The organism is Glycomyces tenuis DSM 44171 (genome assembly GCF_000427885.1).
Classification (GTDB): domain Bacteria; phylum Actinomycetota; class Actinomycetes; order Mycobacteriales; family Micromonosporaceae; genus Glycomyces; species Glycomyces tenuis.
Map to the genome: position 1 here is coordinate 141,225 of NZ_ATYW01000004.1, position 16,447 is coordinate 157,671.

The window sequence follows — 16,447 nt, forward strand, 5'->3', positions numbered from 1 at the left end:
GGCCCCGATTCCGTGAGGCCGCTCACCCGCCTCAGGCGGGCGGCGGGAACGGCCGCTTCGCGGTGAACGCCTCAGGCGTCGGCCCCTTCTCGCGCAGGAGCGCGAGGCGCTTCTCGGCCTCGGGGACGGTCGGCACGTGCCCGACCGGCACCCACCACATGGCCGTGTACGCCTCGGTCATGTGCTCGAACCACTCGCGGCGCCGTTGCAGCACCGGACGGTGCGCCTCGCCGTAGACATAGGCGTGCAGCGCCTCGGGCGAGGTCCACACCGACATGTTCAGGATCAGCCACTCGTCGCCCCAGAAGCGGAAGTCCGTGGCCGCCGAGCCGCCGTCGTCGACGAGCCGCCACACGAAGCCGTCGGCGGCGTCCGCGGCGGCGTTGACCTCGTCGAGCTTCTCCATGAAGCCGCTCATCACGGCGGTGTCGAGGGGCGCGAGGATCCTGGCGATGTTCAACTGCGCGAGATGGTGGTTCGGCGGCTCGTTCATCGCCTCAGCCTGCCAGTGTCCGCCGGGCCGAGTCAACATGCCCGCGTGCGGGAAAGCGGAGGGGGCGGGCCCGCGGGCCCGCCCCCTCCGCTTTCCCCTACTTCGCCAGCAGGCCTCGCAGCACGTACTGGAGGATGCCGCCGTTGCGGTAGTAACTGGCCTCGCCCGGCGTGTCCAGGCGGACGACCGCCTCGAAGGTCTTCTCGGTGCCGTCCGGGGCCACGGCCGTGACCGTCACCGTGTCCGGGATGCCGTCGTCGATCGCGGTCATGCCGCTGATCGAGACGGTCTCCTCACCGCTCAGGCCCAGGCTCTGGTGCGTCTCGCCCTCGGGGAACTGGAGCGGCAGCACGCCCATCCCGATCAGGTTCGAGCGGTGGATCCGCTCGTACGACTCGGCGATGACGGCCCGCACGCCCAGCAGGCGCGTGCCCTTCGCGGCCCAGTCGCGGCTGGAGCCGGTCCCGTACTCCTTGCCCGCGAACACCACCAGCGGCGTGCCGGACTCGGCGTAGTGCTGGGCGGCGTCGTAGATGGTCGACACCGGCCCGCCGTCCTGCGTGAAGTCGCGCGTCCAGCCGCCCTCGGTGCCCGGAGCGAGCTGGTTGCGCAGGCGGATGTTCGCGAAGGTGCCGCGCACCATCACCTCGTGGTTGCCGCGCCGCGAGCCGTAGGAGTTGAAGTCCGCCGGGCCCACGCCCTGCGACTTCAGGTACTCGCCGGCCGGCGAGTCGGCCTTGATCGACCCGGCGGGGGAGATGTGGTCGGTCGTCACCGAGTCGCCCAGCTTCGCCAGCACCCGCGCGCCCGCGATGTCCTCGATCGGCTCCGGGTCCGCCGGCATCCCCTCGAAGTAGGGGGCCTTGCGCACGTACGTCGAGGCCTCGTCCCACTCGAAGGTGTCGCCGGTCGGGATCGGCAGCGACCGCCAGGTCTCGTCGCCGTCGAACACGGAGGCGTACTCGCGCAGGAACATCTCGCGGCCGATGTTGCCGTCGACGACCTCGCGGATGTCCTCGAGGGCGGGCCAGATGTCCCGCAGGTACACGTCCTGGCCGTCCTTGCCCTTGCCGATCGGGTCGGTCGTCAGGTTCACGTCCATCGACCCGGCCAGCGCGTACGCCACGACCAGCGGCGGGCTCGCCAGGTAGTTCATCTTGACGTCGGGGTTGATGCGGCCCTCGAAGTTGCGGTTGCCGCTCAGCACCGAGGTGACGGCGAGGTCGCCGGCCTGGACGGCCCTGGAGATGTCCTCGGGCAGCGGGCCCGAGTTGCCGATGCAGGTGGTGCAGCCGTAGCCGACGAGGTTGAACCCGAGCTTGTCGAGATAGGACGACAGCCCGGCCCGCTGAAGATAGCCGGTGACGACCTGCGAACCGGGCGCGAGCGAGGTCTTCACCCACGGCTTGGACTCCAGCCCGGCCTCGACGGCGTTCTTGGCCAGCAGGCCCGCGCCGACCATGACGTACGGGTTGGAGGTGTTGGTGCAGGAGGTGATCGCGGCGATGACCACGTCGCCGTGGTCGACCTCGAACACGCCGGCGTCGGTCTTGACCGTCTGCGGGTTGTGCGGCCGCTCGCCGTTGGGCGCCACGGCGGGCGAGTCGGAGCCCGGGAAGGACTCCACGCCGGACTCGTCGGTGGTGACGTAGTTCGGCACGTCGCGGCGCCACTGGTGGTCGGCCCTGTCGAGCTGGATGCGGTCCTGCGGGCGCTTCGGGCCGGCGATGGAGGGCACCACGGTCGACAGCTCGAGCTCGAGGTACTCGGAGTAGGCGGCCTCGCGGCTCGGGTCGTGCCACAGGCCCTGGGCCTTGGCGTAGGCCTCGACCAGGGCGATCTGCTCCTCGTCACGTCCGGTCAGGCGCAGGTAGTCGACGGTGAGCTCGTCGATCGGGAAGATCGCGCAGGTGGAGCCGAACTCCGGGCTCATGTTGCCGAGCGTGGAGCGGTCGGCGACCGGCACGCTGGCGACGCCCTCGCCGTAGAACTCGACGAACTTGCCGACGACGCCGTGGTCGCGGAGCATCTCGGTGATGGTGAGGACCAGGTCGGTGGCGGTGGCGCCGGGCGGGAGGTCGCCGGAGAGCTTGAAGCCGACCACGCGCGGGATGAGCATCGAGATCGGCTGGCCGAGCATGGCCGCCTCGGCCTCGATGCCGCCGACGCCCCAGCCGAGGACGCCGATGCCGTTCTCCATGGTGGTGTGGGAGTCGGTGCCGACGCAGGTGTCGGGGTAGGCGGCGCCGTCGCGCGTCATGACGACGCGGGCGAGGTGCTCGATGTTGACCTGGTGGACGATGCCGGTCCCCGGCGGGACGACCTTGAACTCGTCGAAGGCGGTCTGGCCCCAGCGCAGGAACTGGTAGCGCTCGCGGTTGCGCTCGTATTCGCGTTCGACGTTGCGCTGGAAGGAGTCGGGGCGGCCGAAGAAGTCGACGATGACCGAGTGGTCGATGACCATCTCGGCGGGCGCGAGCGGGTTGATCCGGGACGGGTCGCCGCCGAGGTCGCGGACGGCCTCGCGCATGGTGGCCAGGTCGACCACGCACGGCACGCCGGTGAAGTCCTGCATGATGACGCGGGCGGGCGTGAACTGGATCTCGGTGCTGGGCTTGGCGGCGGGATCCCACGAGCCGAGCGCGCGGATGTGGTCGGCGGTGATGTCCGCGCCGTCCTCGTTGCGCAGCAGGTTCTCGAGGAGGACCTTGAGGCTGTACGGCAGCCGGTCGTGGCCCTCGACCTTGTCGATGCGGTAGATGTCGTATTCGTTTTCGCCGACCCGCAGGGCTTCGCGGGCGCCGAAGGAGTCCGTGCTCACCGTTAGTACTCCCGATTCTGGTCTAGGTTGTCGGACACAGTCTGCCGCAGCGCCGGGCGTCGGCGACGGAGGTCGGCCGGGAGGGGAGCGGCGGCACAGCGTCTGGTCCAACAAGCAAACAGTACGTCCGTCTTTTTTGACTGGAACAACCTTACCACGCCGAGTCTAGGCGCCCGGGCACGCCTGCGCGCTGGGAAATGAGAAGGACTCGCACCGGAGTTCTTAAAGGCCGGCGGCGGCGGGCGGTTGGTGTGCGGTGTTGATCGCCGCCGCCGGCCCGGTGCGGTGGATATAAGCCTTAAATCGGACTATACGCGGTGGGTTTTCGGCCCTTGCACCCGCCCTGACCTAGGGCTCGACACCTGCGGATACTCCATACAGTTAGGACACCGTGGCGCCGGTCCGACCGGCTCGAACGGGTCCGGGCCGCGGCCCGGACCCGCCTGCGGACGGGCTAGGCGCCGGGCAGGCGCGGGCCGGCCTCGCGCCGGGCGGCGAGCCACTGCTCGACGTCGTCGGCGGACCTCGGCAGCCCCGCCGAGAGGTTCTCGCAGCCCTCGGCGGTCACCCGCACGTCGTCCTCGATGCGGATGCCGACCCCGCGCAGCTCCTCGGGCACGAGCTCGTCGTTGGCCTGGAAGTACAGCCCCGGCTCCACGGTCAGCACGTAGTTCTCCTCGACCCTGCCCTTGTAGTAGTGCTCGGGCCGCGAGGCCGCGCAGTCGTGGACGTCGAGGCCGAGCATGTGGCCGAAGCCGTGCAGCGTCCACCTGCGATAGACCAGCGAGTCCTTGTCGAGCGCCTCGTCCACCGACACCGGCAGCACGCCCAGGTCGTCGAGGCCTTCGGCCAGCACCCGCATGCACGTCTGGTGGATCTCCTGGAACTCGACGCCGGGCTTGATCGCGTCCATGCCCGCCTGCTGAGAGGCGTGCACGATCTCGTACACCTGCCGTTGCAGCGGCGTGAACGCCCCGCTCACCGGCAGCGTGCGCGTGACGTCGGCGGTGTAGAGGTGGTCGTTCTCCACGCCCATGTCCATGAGGATCAGCTCGCCCGGCGAGGTGCGCCCGTCGTTGGTGATCCAGTGCAGCGTCGTCGCGTGCGAGCCGGCGCCCACGATGGAGTCGTAGCCGATGCCGTTGCCCTCCACGCGGGCCCGCATGCCGAACACGCCCTCGATGAGCCGCTCGGGGATCGAGCCCTCGGCCGGCAGGATCGCGGCCACGTCCTCGAAGCCGCGGACGGTGGCGTCGACGGCGTCCTGGAGCTGCGCCAGCTCCCAGGCGTCCTTGGTCAGCCGCAGCTCGGAGAGCACGGCGGCCAGCTCGCCGTCGCGCGTCAGCCCCGCTTCGGCCTTCTCGGCCTCGAAGCGGGCGTCGATCGCCGCGTCGATGCCGCGCAGCACCCGCACCTGCGAGCGGCCCAGCCCGTCGAGCGCGCCGCCGAGCCCCTCGACGTCGCGGCACTCGACGCCGAGCAGCGTCGCCGTCTCGTCCAGGGAGTTCTTGCGGCCGATCCACAGCTCCCCGTACTTCGCCGAACGGAAGAACTCGTCGGAGTCGGTGCCCTTGCGCGGCCTGCGGTACAGCACCGCGTCGTGCCCGGTGGCCGACGGGTGCAGGACCAGCACGCCCTCGGGGTCGAGGTCGCCGGTCAGCCACGCGAAGTCCGAGCCGGCCCGGAAGCGGAAGTGCGTGTCGTTCGCGCGCACCTTCTCGGCGCCGGTGGGGACGACGATCGTCTCACCGGGGAAGGCCGCCGACACCGCCTCGCGCCGCCGAGCGCAGTACGGCGCCTGCTCGAGCTCGGTGGCCTCCAGGTCTGAAGGACCCCACCCCGAACGCATGAATTCGAGGAATTTCCGGGGGAATTTCGGGTCGTGCGGCCGCTCGCCGGATTTCTTCTCAGCCATCGCAGGTCCTTCTCTTCAGCTCGGATTTCAAGCGTTCACTCCGACCGTACCCCGGTGCCGGGGACCCGAATGCGGTCATGTCGAGTCCCGGCGGGCCTTCGCGCCCGGTTAACCTGAGATGGTGACCGATCGCGCCAATTCGTCGCTCAACCCCCGTCCCGGAGCGGGGGCGGACGCCTCGCGTTCGAGCGTCTCCCTGCCGGACGACCAGATCGAGCAGATCCGCCGCCTGGTCGCGGTCGGCCGGGCCGACTCGGTGTCGGACTACGTCACGGCGGCCGTCGCCGAGCGCCTCGAACGCGACCGGTCCCTGACCGAACTCCAGGACCTGTTCGAACGCAAGGGGCAGGCCCCGGGAGCCGAGCACCTGGCCTGGGCCCGCGAAGTCCTCGGCGTCAACGACGACGAAGGAGAGGGCAAGAAGTGATCGGTGGCCGAATCCTGGACGTGTCGGCCATCGTCGGTTTCGCCACCTCCATGCCCTACCCCCAGGCCGTGGTGTTCACCGCGCTCGAGCAGAACGTGGTCCTCGCCATCCCCTCCGGAGCGCTCGCCGAAGCGTGGGCGCAGGCCCGCCGCCGCGACCGCGACGCCCTCCTCGTGCTCCTCGGGCTGCCGGTCACCGTGGTCATGGAGCTCGACCAGAAATCGGCGCGCGACGTCGGCCTGATGCTCTCGCGCTCGCGCCAGCACGGCAACATCGCCGCCGGGCACGTCGCCTGGTGTGGCCTGAAACGCCCCGGCTGGCCCATCGTGACCGGCGAGCCGAAGACTCTGCTGGCATTCGACTCGGGCCTGGAGATAGATCAGCTGCCGTAAGGGGAACCCTCGAAGGCGACGGGAACCCCTGAGGTGAAGAACCGAGGGAGACGCATGCACGCCGCACAGGAGAAGCCCATGACCGAGGTCGGCCCGTACGAGTACAAACCCCGCAAGTCGCGCATCGGGGCGTGGATCGGCGCGACCATGTTCGCCGGCGCCTTCATCGGGCTCTCGTTCTCGCTGGGCGCCCGCACCGAGGGCGGCGGCGCCGTCCACCCCGCCGACCAGGCCGCCATGATCGGCCTGGGCCTCATCGGCGCCGGGGTCATCCTCTCGTTCCTGCGGCTGCGGGTCCGCGCCGACGAGCACGGCATCGAGGTCCGCAACGTCGCCTCGACGCACCGCCTGCCCTGGGGCGTCGTCGTCGGCATCACCGTGCCCGAGCGGGTCCAGTGGGCCACCCTGGAGCTGGCCGACGACGAGGAGATCGCCGTCATGGCCATCCAGATGACCGACAAGCGGCGCGCCGTGGAGGCCGTCAAGCACCTGCGGGCGCTCATGGAGCAGTCGCGCGGGTCATAGGAGGGGTGTCGAACGCGGCCTCGCCCGCGGCATGCGGTTATACTTGACCGTTGTGCCCGCCCCATGGGCGGCGCACCGTCAAGCGGAGCCCAGCTCCCACCCGCAGCCACAGCGGCGAACGGGTCGCACACGACGCCTCCACGCGAGGCCGTCGTGCCGTGGAATGGGCCTTGGCATGCGCCGAGGCCTTTTTATCTGGGAACTGGGGCCTGCGACGCGAGCGCGTTACCCGGCGCGTTCGCGAGCAACGAGAGACAACCTCGGGTCGCCGGTGCGAGGCACCGGCGGAAATCGCGAAACAAGGAGGCCCCATCAGCGATTTGCGCGTTAACGACCAGATCCGGGCACGTGAAGTGCGCCTGGTCGGTCCGCAGGGTGAGCAGGTCGGCATCGTGTCGATCGACAAGGCCCTGCAATTGGCCGCCGACGTCGACATGGATCTGGTCGAGGTTGCGCCCACTGCCCGACCGCCGGTCTGCAAGCTCATGGACTACGGCAAGTACAAGTACGAGTCCGCACAGAAGGCCCGTGCCTCGCGCCGCAACCAGCAGCAGACCGTCATCAAGGAAATGAAGCTTCGGCCGAAGATCGACACGCACGACTACGAGACCAAGAAGGGTCACATCGTGCGGTTCCTCAAGGCCGGCGACAAGGTCAAGATCACCATCATGTTCCGCGGCCGCGAGCAGTCGCGCCCCGAACTGGGACGGCGCCTGCTCGACAAGCTCGCCGAGGAGATCGCCGACCTCGGGGCCGTCGAATCGGCCCCCAAGCAGGACGGCCGCAACATGGTCATGGTCGTCGCCCCGCACCGCCCGAAGGGCGACGTCAAAGGCGGCGGCCGCAAGGGCGGCCGCGACCGCGACGCGGAAGAGGCGCCCGCCGAGGGCGCCGAGTAGACCGCCCACACGCCGAGCCGAAGCGGGCGCACTGCGCCCGCTCCCGGCGCGGCCGTTGAAGCACACTAAGGAGAAGCACGATGCCGAAGATGAAGACCCACAGCGGCGCCAAGAAGCGGTTCAAGGTCAGCGGCTCCGGCAAGCTGATGCGCCGCAAGGCCGGCAAGAACCACCTGCTGGAGCACAAGAGCTCCAAGCTCAAGCGCGGCAAGGACGGCCGCACCGAGGTGGCCAAGGCCGACCAGAAGCAGGTCAAAAAGCTGCTGGGCCGCTAGCCCCCTCCCCGTTGACTCACATCCGCTTTATCGCAAGGAGAAAGAACTGTGGCACGCGTTAAGCGTTCGGTGAACGCCAAGAAGAAGCGTCGCACCGTACTCGAGGAGGCCAAGGGCTACCGAGGCCAGCGCTCCCGCCTGTACCGCAAGGCCAAAGAGCAGCTGCTGCACTCGTACACCTACTCCTACCGGGACCGCAAGGCCCGCAAGCGGGAGTTCCGCAAGCTGTGGATCACCCGCATCAACGCGGCCGCCCGCGCCAACGGCATCAGCTACAACCGCTTCATGCAGGGCCTGAAGCTCGCCGAGGTGGAGGTCGACCGCAAGATCCTCGCCGAGCTGGCCGTCAACGACCCGGCCGCCTTCACCGGGCTGGTCGAGGTCGCCAAGAAGGCGCTCCCCGAGGATGTCAACGCCCCGGTCGAGCAGTAGATGACCACTGACGCACCCGGGACGGACGCGCTCACGCCGCGATCGTCCCGGGTTGTCGCCGCCCGGAAGCTCCAGCGCCGCCGCGGCCGCGACAAGGCCGGGCGGTTCCTCGCCGAAGGCCCGCAGGCCGTCCGCGAGGCGGTCGCCGCCGGGGCCGTGGACGACCTGTTCTACACCCTCGACGCCGACGTCCGCCACGACGAGCTGATCGACGCCGCCCACGCGGCCGGGGCGCACCTGCACCCGGTCACCGACGAGGCCCTCGAGAGCCTGGCCGAGACCGTCACCCCGCAGGGGCTCGTGGCCGCCTGCCGCTTCCTCGACCAGCGCCTGCCGGTCGAGGCGAGGCTCGTTGCCGTCCTCCACGGCATCACCGACCCCGGCAACGCCGGGACGATCCTGCGCGCGGCCGATGCCGCCGGAGCCGACTGCGTCGTCTTCGGGACCGACTCGGTCGACCCGTACAACGGCAAATGCGTGCGCGCCTCGGCCGGGAGCCTGTTCCACCTGCCGGTCATCCGCGGCGCCGACACCGCCGAGATGCTCGACGTGTTCAACGAGACGCAGATCCTCGCCGCGGAGGTCGGCGGGGACGACCTGTTCGAGCTCGCCGCCCGCGGTGAGCTCGACGCCCCCACGGTCTGGCTGTTCGGCTCCGAGGCCCACGGCCTCGACAAGACGGCTGATCTCGCGCACCGCCGCGTCGGCGTCCCCGTCTGGGGGAGGGCCGAGAGCCTCAACCTCGCCGTCGCCGCCGGAGTCTGCCTATACGCGAGCGCGTCGGCGCAGCGTGTGCGGTTATGATCGACGCATGCGCACCAGCTACCGCGAATTTATCCAGCCCGCCGGGTGCGGGCTGTGGCGCTAGCTGTCCACACTTCCTCCCTGGCGGGCTGCGGCCGAGCCGCGCGGCTTCCTTAGACTCCTTAGGTCCCGCCAGGAGAAAGACGTATGAGCACAGACAACGACAACCAGGCCGGCCTGGTCCAGCCGGAGGCCCTGATCAGGGCCGTCAAAGAAGCGAGCACGGCCATCGAGGCCGCCGACGGCCTCGACGAGCTGGCCGCGGCCAAGTCCGCCTGCCTCGGTGACAAGGCCCCGGTGTCCCTGGCCCGCCGCGCCATCGGGTCGCTCCCGGGCAATGAGCGCGGCGAGGCCGGACGGAACGTCAACGCCGCCCGCCAGCAGATCACCGCCGTCTACGAGGCCCGCAAGGCCACCCTCGAAGCGGCCGAGGCCCGGCGGATCCTCCGCGAGGAGACCGTCGACGTCACCGCCCGCACGCCCAGGCGCCGCACCGGCGCGCGCCACCCGATCAACGTCCAGATGGACCGCATCGCCGACCTGTTCGTCGCGATGGGCTACGAGATCGGCGAGGGCCCCGAGGTCGAGCTCGAGTGGTTCAACTTCGACGCGCTGAACATCCACCCCGACCACCCGGCCCGCACCATGATGGACACGTTCCACATCGCCGACGGGGACGGGGAGCTCGGCTCCGGCATGGTGCTGCGCACGCACACCTCGACCGTGCAGATCCACACGATGCTCACCAAGGAGCCGCCGATCTACACCGTCGCGCCCGGCCGCGTCTACCGCACCGACGAGCTCGACGCCACCCACTCGCCCGTCTTCCACCAGACCGAGGGCCTGGTCGTCGACAAGGGCATCACCATGGCCGACCTCAAAGGCACCCTCGACCACTTCGCGAAGTCGGTGTTCGGACCCGAGGCCAAGACGCGCCTGCGCCCGTCCTACTTCCCGTTCACCGAGCCCAGCGCCGAGGTCGACGTCTGGTTCTCCGCCCACAAGGACGGCGCCCGCTGGATCGAGTGGGGCGGCTGCGGCATGGTCAACCCGCGCGTGCTGCGCGCCTGCGGCATCGACCCCGACGTCTACTCGGGCTTCGCCTTCGGCATGGGCGTCGAGCGCGCGCTCATGCTGCGCCACGGCATCACCGACCTGAGGGACATCATCGACGGGGACGTCCGCTTCCCCGCCGGCCTGCGAGTGGAGGAGTAGACGATGCGGATCCCAGTCTCCTGGCTGTCCGAGTACGCCGCCCTGCCCGAGGACCTGTCCACCGCCGAGATCGACGCGGCCCTGGTCGACGCCGGCCTCGAAGTCGAAGCGGTCCACGACCTGCGCGCCCAGGTCACCGGCCCGCTCGTGGTCGGCCGCGTGGCCTCGGTCGAGGAGCTCACCGAGTTCAAGAAGCCGATCCGCCACTGCCACGTGGACGTCGGCGAGGACGAGCCCCGCTCGATCATCTGCGGCGCCCGCAACTTCGCCGAAGGCGACCTCGTCGTCGTCGCCCTGCCCGGCGCGGTCCTGCCCGGCGGCTTCGCCATCGGCTCCCGCAAGACCTACGGGCGCCTGTCGGACGGCATGATCTGCTCGGCGCGCGAACTCGGCGTCTCCGAGGACCACGAGGGCATCATGGTCCTGCCCGAAGGGACCGTCGGCGCCGACGCCCGCCCGGTCGTCGGCCTCGACGACGTCGTGTTCGAGCTGGCCATCACGCCCGACATGGGCTACTGCTTCTCGCTGCGCGGTGTCGCCCGCGAGGTCGCCCACCGGCTCGGCGTCGCGTTCGACGACCCGGCCGGGAAGGCCGCCGAGCCGGCCGCGACCGAGCACCAGCCGTACCCGCTCCGCGTCGAGACCGACGGCTGCAACCGCTTCACGCTGCGCGAGGTGCGCGCCGTGGACGCCTACGCCGAGTCCCCCGAGTGGATGGCCCGGCGCCTCACCCAGGCCGGGATGCGCCCGCTGGGCCTGGCCGTCGACGTCACCAACTACCTGATGCTCGAACTGGGCCACCCGCTCCACGCCTTCGACCGCGACAAGCTCGAGGACGTGCTCGTGGTGCGCCGCGCCGAGCAGGGCGAGAAGCTCACCACCCTCGACGGCGCCGAGCGGGCGCTCGACCCCGAGGACATGGTCATCTGCGACGCGACCGGCCCGCTCTCGCTGGCCGGCGTCATGGGCGGCCAGTCCTCCGAGGTCGACGAGCGCACGCGGAACGTGCTCATCGAGGCGGCCCACTGGGACCAGGTCGCGATCGCGCGCACCTCGCGGCGGCACAGGCTGAGCTCCGAGGCCTCCAAGCGCTACGAGCGCGGCGTCGACTCCGCCCTGAGCCTGATCGCGGCCCAGCGCGCGGCCGAGCTGCTGGTCGAGTACGGCGGCGGGACGCTCGTCGAGGAGGTCGCCGACGTCGACCACCGCAGGCCGGTCGCGGCGATCGACCTGCCGGTCGACCTGCCCGCGAAGACCATCGGCGTCGACTACGACCGCGACACGGTCATCGCGATGCTCGAGGCGGCCGGCTGCGCCATCGAGAGCAGCACCGTCGACAGCGGCACGGTCCTGACCGTCACGCCGGCCACCTGGCGTCCCGACCTGACCGATCCGGCCGACCTGGTCGAGGAGGTGGCGCGCCTCCACGGCTACGCGCACATCCCCTCGAGCATTCCGCGGGCCATCGCCGGGACCGGGCTGACGCCGCAGCAGCGCCGCCGCCGCCGCGTGGCGCGCGCCTTGGCGGACAACGGCTTCATCGAGACCTACACCTTCCCGTTCGTCTCGCGCGAGCGCGCCGACGAGCTGGGCCTCGACGAGAAGGACCCGCAGCGCGACGCCGTCGCGGTCCTCAACCCGCTCGACGACACCGCGCCGCTGCTGCGGACCACGGTGCTCGCGAGCCTGGTGGGCGCCGTCAAGACGAACCTGGCTCGCGGCACGAGGGACCTCGCGGTCTTCGAGGAGGGCCTGGTGTTCCAGCCCGCCGAGGGCTGGACCGAGTTCGACCTCGTCGACCTGCCGGTCTCCAGGCGCCCCGGCGACGAGGCGATCTCGGCCGCGATCCGGCGCCTGCCCGTCCAGCCGCGGCACCTCGCCGCGATCCTGTGCGGCACGGCCGTCCCGGCCGGTGTCGAGGGCCCCGGGCGCCAGGTCGACTGGGCCGACGCGATCGAGGCCGCCGAGATCGTCGCCGAGGCGGCCGGGGTGGAGCTCGAGACCGCCCAAGGCGAGACGGCGCCGTGGCATCCGGGCCGCTGCGCCGAGCTGCGCGTCGAAGGCGAAGTCGTCGGCCACGCCGGCGAGCTGCACCCGGAGGTGTGCGAGGCGCTCGGGCTGCCGAGGCGCACCGCCGCGATGGAGCTCGACCTGACCGCGATCCCGGTGCCGGACCTGGCGCCCGCGCCGGTCATCTCGCACTACCCGGCGACGCTCATCGACGTGGCCGTGGTGGTCGCCGAGGCCGTCCCGGCCGGCGAGGTCGAGGCCGCGCTCCGCGAGGGCGCCGGAGAGCTGCTCGACGGGCTGCGCCTGTTCGACGTCTACCGCGACGCGAAACTCGGCGAGGCCAGGAAGTCGCTGGCGTTCAAGATGGAGCTGCGCTCGGTCGACCGGACGCTGACCAACGAGGAGGGCGTCGCCATCCGCGACGCCGCCGTGGCCGTGGCCGCCGAACGCTTCGGGGCGACCATCCGCGAGTAGGGGTTCCGTGGGATCGAACCGGCGGGCGCCGNCCCGCCGGTTCATCTCTTTTGGACGGTTATGCGGCGAAAGTCGGGACCGGGGTCTGACGGCTGGTCCGCGCCTCTTAACCTACATGTGTGGATAACGGGAACCCCTCTCGCGTCGGCGACGGGCGGAGTCGTGCCGACGGCGGCGGACGCGGCAGCCACCGCGCCGCTCCCCGCGGCTCCACGGCAGGCGGCGGGCGCCACCGCGCCGCGGGAGCGCTGTCGTTCCAGCCGAGCAGATTCCACGTGATCGCCGCCGTCGCCGGGTGCCTCGTCATCGCGGCCGGCATCGCCGTCGGCGTGTTCGTCCTCCAAGGCGACGAACCCGGCTACAGCGCCGGCAACGAGGAGGCCGCGCCGCTGCTGTACGCCAACGGCGAGGCGGTGCCCGAGGACTTCACCGAACGCCACGTCGGCCTGACCGAGCAGATCTACGCCGAACTCGAGACCCGCTACGGGCTCGGCCCCGAGGACCTCTACGACGGCACCACCGGCCACCGCGTCGTCCTCACGCTCGACCGCGAGCTCCAGGAGGCGGCCGAGGCGACCGCCGAGGAGGCTGCCGAACCGGGCGGCGTCGTCGCCGTCGAACCCGGCAGCGGCGCGGTCCTGTGCTACTACGGCGGCGAGGGCGAGGGCGGCGCCGACCAGGCCGGCGCCGCCTCCCCGCACCCGCCCGCCTCCGTGTTCGACATGGTCATCGCCGCCACCGCTCTGGAGGGCGGCGCCTCGATCGACTCGTGGTGGAGCGACGAGGACGCCGACGTGACGCTGACCGACGCCGTCCGCGAGTCCCGTTCGGCCGCCGTCGACTCCATCGCAGCGAAGTACGGCTCCCAGGCGATCCTCGAGACCGCGATCGGCCTCGGCCTGACCGCGATGGCCGACCAGGCCGGGACCGTCCACACCTTCGAGGAGGGCGCGGCCGAGGCGGTCGACTCGTTCGAGCCCGCCGAATTCGGCTCCTACGGCGTCAGCGTCCTCGACATGGCCGCCGTGTACGCCACCATCGCGGGCGACGGCGTCCACGCCCAGACCCACTTCATCGAGCGGGTCGTCGACGACTCGGGCAACACCGTCGAGGCCGAGCAGGGCATCCGCAGCTCCCAGGCCGTCAAGTCCGAGACCGCCCGCGACCTCCAGTTCGTCGGTCTCGGCACCGGCGACGCGATCGGGGACCGCGACTTCTTCGGGCTCTCCGGCACCTGGAACGACGTGACGGCCCACTCCTGGTACGTCGGGGCGATCCCGCAGCTGAGCGTCGCGGCCTGGGTCGGCGGCGCCGATCAGGACGGCGACGCCGGACTCCCGGTGTGGCAGCGGGTCATGGGCTCGGCGATCGAGGTCATGGAGTACGAGCCCGAGCCGTGGCCCGGCGCGGTCGGCGCCGGCTCGGACCTGACCGACGACATCGAGAACGACGACGGCACGATCGACCCCGACAGCGAGTACTGCCAGGCCAACCCCGAGGCCGCCCCCTGCGGCGGGGAGGATCCGACCGAGGATCCGACCGAGGAGCCCACCGAGGATCCGACCGAGGAGCCCACGGAAGAGCCGACCGAGGAGCCCACCGACGAGGAACCGACCGAGGAGCCCACGGAGGAACCCGAGCCCACCGAGGAGGAGCCGACCGAGGACTGCGGCGGCTGGTTCGAACCGCCCTGCCCTTAACGGGTCCGCCTCGCATGCGAGCGACTACGATGCAGGGGCAGCACACCTCACCACGACAATGGAGGCCACTATGGCCACTCCCGACCCGTACGGTCCGCAGCCGTCACCGATGGGGCCGCCGCCCGGCCAGGGCGGCATGCCCTCGGGCCCGCCCGGTCCGCCGCCCGCCCAGCCCTACCAGGCGTACGCCGCCGGGCCGGAGATCAACGGCAAGGCGGTCGCCGCCACCGTCTGCGGGCTGCTCTTCCTCACCACGCCGCTGGGCATCATGGCCCTCGTGTTCGGCAAGACCGCGCAGCGCCAGATCGAGGCCGGCTACGGCATCGGACGACCGCTCGCCAAGGCCGGCAGGATCCTCGGCTGGGTCTCGGTCGGGTTCACGATCTTCTGGGCCCTGTACGTCGTCGTTGTCATCATCGCCGTGGCCTCCGTCTCCAACGCGGTCTCCTAGAAGCGGACGGCGAACCGATGCTCCCACGGGCGTTTCCACGGCGGCGCATCGCGATCCCGGCGGCGGTCCTGCTCCTCCTGGTCCCGCTCGTCGCGGCCCTGTGGGTGCGCGCCGACCCGCTCACGCCGCCGTCCCAGCCGCTCGACGACGCCTGGCTGCGCCTCATGGACGGCCCCCACGAGGGCCTCCCGTGGGCCGTGGCCGAGGTGTTCAACCACGGCGCCGACGGGCGCTTCGCCGGTGTCGCGCTGCTGCTGTTCGCCGGGGTCCTGACCGCGTTGCGGCGCTGGCGCTCGGCGCTGTTCGCCCTCACCGTCTTCACCGCCACCTACGCCGTCACCGGTGTCCTCAAGACGATCGGCGAGCGCGCCCGTCCGGAGGACATCCTGGTCAGCGTCTCCTCCAACGCCTTCCCCTCAGGGCACTCGTCCCGCATGGCCTGCGTGGTCGTGATCATCGCCGTGACCGCGATCCCGGCCGCCGCCCGGTTCTGGTGGTGGGCGGTCGGCGCGCTGCTGGTGCTCGGCATGATGTGGTCGCGCACCTGGCAGCACGCCCACTGGCTCACCGACACCGTCGGCGGCGTCGCCACCGGCCTCGGTGTGGTGATGCTGTGCTGGTGGGCCTTCGATCCGATGCTGCGGCGGGAACGTCTGCGGCGCTCGGCGGCGGACGGCGACGGCCTGGCACGAACCGGTGATGCCCGCAGTGCCGCGGACGGGTTAGCGTTGGCGGGTCCGCCGCCTGCCCGCCCCGAGGGGGACCGATGTCGTCCGATTCCCAACCCCGACCCGAGCCGCAGCAGCCTCAGGTCCCGCCGCCCGCGTACCAATATCCGCCGCCGTACGGCTACCCGTACCAGATGCCCACCTCGCGGCCCACCAACGGCATGGCGATCGCCGCGATGGTCGTCGGCATCGTCGGGGCCTGCAACCCGATCGGCGTCCTCGGCCTGATCTTCGGCACGATCGCCAGGAGGCAGATCCGCGAGACCGGCGAACAGGGCGACGGCTTCGCCGTCACCGGCATCGTCCTCGGCTGGATCGGCGTCGCCTCGATCGTGTTCTGGGTCCTGTACGTCCTGGCGCTGTTCTCGATCTGGATCCCGTTCGTCGAGGAGGTCTCCGACCCCGAGAACTGGCCCACCACCGACCCCAGCGACTTCCCTACGTGGCTGACGGCATGGCTCGGGCGAAGGTGACGACCGAGGTGTTCGCGACGACCAGGATCGCGAACGCGACCGCCGCCGTCGGATAGCCGACGCCCCACAGCGCCGCCACCCCGGCCCCGAAGGCCACCGCCTTGACCGCGAGCACTCCGGCCGTCGGCAGCCGCACCGGCGCCCGCGGCGCGGCGTACCTGCCCCACAGCAGGCCGAGCGCGAGGACGGCCGCCACAGCGATCAGCACCCGCGGCCACAGGCTCACGTCGAGCGAGAGCGCCCACCAGATCACGAACGCGAACAGCGCCAGCTCCAGCACCAGGGCCAGGAGCGAGTTGCACATCACCAGGACGCGCGAGGCCCCGGTGAACTTGGCCCATTCGGGCTCGAACGGTGCCGCCGTGCGGCCGGGATCATCGCGCTCACTCATGTGGCAATGATGCGCCTTCGTC

17 protein-coding genes are annotated in these 16,447 nt (G+C 71.1%); 13 read left to right on the forward strand and 4 right to left on the reverse strand.

The features are described 5' to 3' along the window. Nucleotides 1-31: 31 nt before the first annotated feature. The 3 genes from YWW_RS28945 to YWW_RS0107775 all read right to left on the reverse strand — a co-directional run bounded on the left by YWW_RS28945 (nt 32) and on the right by YWW_RS0107775 (nt 5,229). A complete protein-coding gene (locus YWW_RS28945) occupies nt 32-493 on the reverse strand; it encodes a DUF3291 domain-containing protein (protein ID WP_051325504.1) in 462 nt (153 codons plus the stop codon). A gap of 97 nt (nt 494-590) precedes the next feature. Beyond that, nucleotides 591-3,314 (reverse strand): aconitate hydratase AcnA, encoded by a 2,724-nt coding sequence (acnA, locus tag YWW_RS0107770; protein WP_026929687.1) that lies wholly within the window; start codon nt 3,312-3,314, stop codon nt 591-593. Nucleotides 3,315-3,768: 454 nt separating this feature from the next. Next, on the reverse strand, nt 3,769-5,229 hold the full coding sequence (locus tag YWW_RS0107775) for an aminopeptidase P family protein (protein WP_026929688.1): 1,461 nt from the start codon (nt 5,227-5,229) through the stop codon (nt 3,769-3,771). Between the two features lie 121 nt (nt 5,230-5,350). On the opposite strand from YWW_RS0107775, the gene YWW_RS0107780 reads away from it, so the two are divergent. The 13 genes from YWW_RS0107780 to YWW_RS28965 all read left to right on the forward strand — a co-directional run bounded on the left by YWW_RS0107780 (nt 5,351) and on the right by YWW_RS28965 (nt 16,034). Continuing rightward, entirely contained in the window at nt 5,351-5,656 is a 306-nt protein-coding gene (locus YWW_RS0107780; protein WP_162145924.1) for a ribbon-helix-helix domain-containing protein, read from the forward strand. Then, nucleotides 5,653-6,048: a hypothetical protein gene (locus YWW_RS0107785; protein WP_026924996.1), complete on the forward strand. Its 396-nt coding sequence runs from the start codon at nt 5,653-5,655 to the stop codon at nt 6,046-6,048. Before YWW_RS0107780 ends, YWW_RS0107785 begins: the two co-directional genes overlap by 4 nt. A 54-nt stretch (nt 6,049-6,102) precedes the next feature. Continuing rightward, nucleotides 6,103-6,573 carry a PH domain-containing protein gene (locus YWW_RS0107790; protein WP_081687273.1) on the forward strand — a complete coding sequence of 157 codons (471 nt, stop codon included), beginning with the start codon at nt 6,103-6,105 and terminating at the stop codon, nt 6,571-6,573. Between the two features lie 320 nt (nt 6,574-6,893). Then, nucleotides 6,894-7,472, forward strand: a complete 579-nt coding sequence (gene infC, locus YWW_RS28950) for a translation initiation factor IF-3 (RefSeq protein ID WP_081687274.1) — start codon at nt 6,894-6,896, stop codon at nt 7,470-7,472. 80 nt (nt 7,473-7,552) lie between these two features. Beyond that, on the forward strand, nt 7,553-7,747 hold the full coding sequence (gene rpmI, locus YWW_RS0107800) for a 50S ribosomal protein L35 (protein ID WP_026929691.1): 195 nt from the start codon (nt 7,553-7,555) through the stop codon (nt 7,745-7,747). 48 nt (nt 7,748-7,795) lie between these two features. Further along, nucleotides 7,796-8,179, forward strand: coding sequence for a 50S ribosomal protein L20 (rplT, locus tag YWW_RS0107805; protein ID WP_026929692.1), 384 nt, complete (start codon nt 7,796-7,798; stop codon nt 8,177-8,179). Continuing rightward, nucleotides 8,180-8,983: a TrmH family RNA methyltransferase gene (locus YWW_RS0107810; protein ID WP_026929693.1), complete on the forward strand. Its 804-nt coding sequence runs from the start codon at nt 8,180-8,182 to the stop codon at nt 8,981-8,983. A 147-nt stretch (nt 8,984-9,130) separates the two neighbouring features. Next, nucleotides 9,131-10,198, forward strand: a complete 1,068-nt coding sequence (gene pheS / locus YWW_RS0107815) for a phenylalanine--tRNA ligase subunit alpha (protein ID WP_026929694.1) — start codon at nt 9,131-9,133, stop codon at nt 10,196-10,198. A gap of 3 nt (nt 10,199-10,201) precedes the next feature. Then, the gene (pheT, locus tag YWW_RS0107820) at nt 10,202-12,682 is read left to right on the forward strand and encodes a phenylalanine--tRNA ligase subunit beta (protein ID WP_026929695.1); all 2,481 of its coding nucleotides are present in this window, start codon (nt 10,202-10,204) and stop codon (nt 12,680-12,682) included. Nucleotides 12,683-12,801: 119 nt separating this feature from the next. Continuing rightward, on the forward strand, nt 12,802-14,382 hold the full coding sequence (locus YWW_RS0107825) for a penicillin-binding transpeptidase domain-containing protein (protein WP_081687275.1): 1,581 nt from the start codon (nt 12,802-12,804) through the stop codon (nt 14,380-14,382). A 70-nt stretch (nt 14,383-14,452) separates the two neighbouring features. Next, nucleotides 14,453-14,833: a DUF4190 domain-containing protein gene (locus YWW_RS33865; protein WP_051325506.1), complete on the forward strand. Its 381-nt coding sequence runs from the start codon at nt 14,453-14,455 to the stop codon at nt 14,831-14,833. Between the two features lie 17 nt (nt 14,834-14,850). Further along, nucleotides 14,851-15,789, forward strand: a complete 939-nt coding sequence (locus tag YWW_RS36815; RefSeq protein WP_051325507.1) for a phosphatase PAP2 family protein — start codon at nt 14,851-14,853, stop codon at nt 15,787-15,789. After that, nucleotides 15,723-16,034 (forward strand): DUF4190 domain-containing protein, encoded by a 312-nt coding sequence (locus YWW_RS28965; RefSeq protein WP_211228477.1) that lies wholly within the window; start codon nt 15,723-15,725, stop codon nt 16,032-16,034. Before YWW_RS36815 ends, YWW_RS28965 begins: the two co-directional genes overlap by 67 nt. On the opposite strand, the gene YWW_RS0107845 is transcribed toward YWW_RS28965, so the two are convergent. Continuing rightward, nucleotides 16,000-16,425 (reverse strand): YrdB family protein, encoded by a 426-nt coding sequence (locus YWW_RS0107845; protein ID WP_051325509.1) that lies wholly within the window; start codon nt 16,423-16,425, stop codon nt 16,000-16,002. The genes YWW_RS28965 and YWW_RS0107845 overlap by 35 nt on opposite strands. Nucleotides 16,426-16,447 lie beyond the last annotated feature (22 nt).

Bases quoted from the DNA above. Each gene is read 5' to 3' on its own strand.
- pheT (WP_026929695.1), top strand. From the start codon at position 10,202: ATGCGGATCCCAGTCTCCTGGCTGTCCGAGTACGCCGCCCTGCCCGAG.
- YWW_RS0107810 (WP_026929693.1), top strand. From the start codon at position 8,180: ATGACCACTGACGCACCCGGGACGGACGCGCTCACGCCGCGATCGTCC.
- YWW_RS28965 (WP_211228477.1), top strand. From the start codon at position 15,723: ATGGCGATCGCCGCGATGGTCGTCGGCATCGTCGGGGCCTGCAACCCG.
- YWW_RS28945 (WP_051325504.1), bottom strand. From the start codon at position 493: ATGAACGAGCCGCCGAACCACCATCTCGCGCAGTTGAACATCGCCAGG.
- YWW_RS0107845 (WP_051325509.1), bottom strand. From the start codon at position 16,425: ATGAGTGAGCGCGATGATCCCGGCCGCACGGCGGCACCGTTCGAGCCC.
- YWW_RS36815 (WP_051325507.1), top strand. From the start codon at position 14,851: ATGCTCCCACGGGCGTTTCCACGGCGGCGCATCGCGATCCCGGCGGCG.
- pheS (WP_026929694.1), top strand. From the start codon at position 9,131: ATGAGCACAGACAACGACAACCAGGCCGGCCTGGTCCAGCCGGAGGCC.
- rpmI (WP_026929691.1), top strand. From the start codon at position 7,553: ATGCCGAAGATGAAGACCCACAGCGGCGCCAAGAAGCGGTTCAAGGTC.
- YWW_RS0107775 (WP_026929688.1), bottom strand. From the start codon at position 5,229: ATGGCTGAGAAGAAATCCGGCGAGCGGCCGCACGACCCGAAATTCCCC.
- YWW_RS33865 (WP_051325506.1), top strand. From the start codon at position 14,453: ATGGCCACTCCCGACCCGTACGGTCCGCAGCCGTCACCGATGGGGCCG.
- YWW_RS0107790 (WP_081687273.1), top strand. From the start codon at position 6,103: ATGCACGCCGCACAGGAGAAGCCCATGACCGAGGTCGGCCCGTACGAG.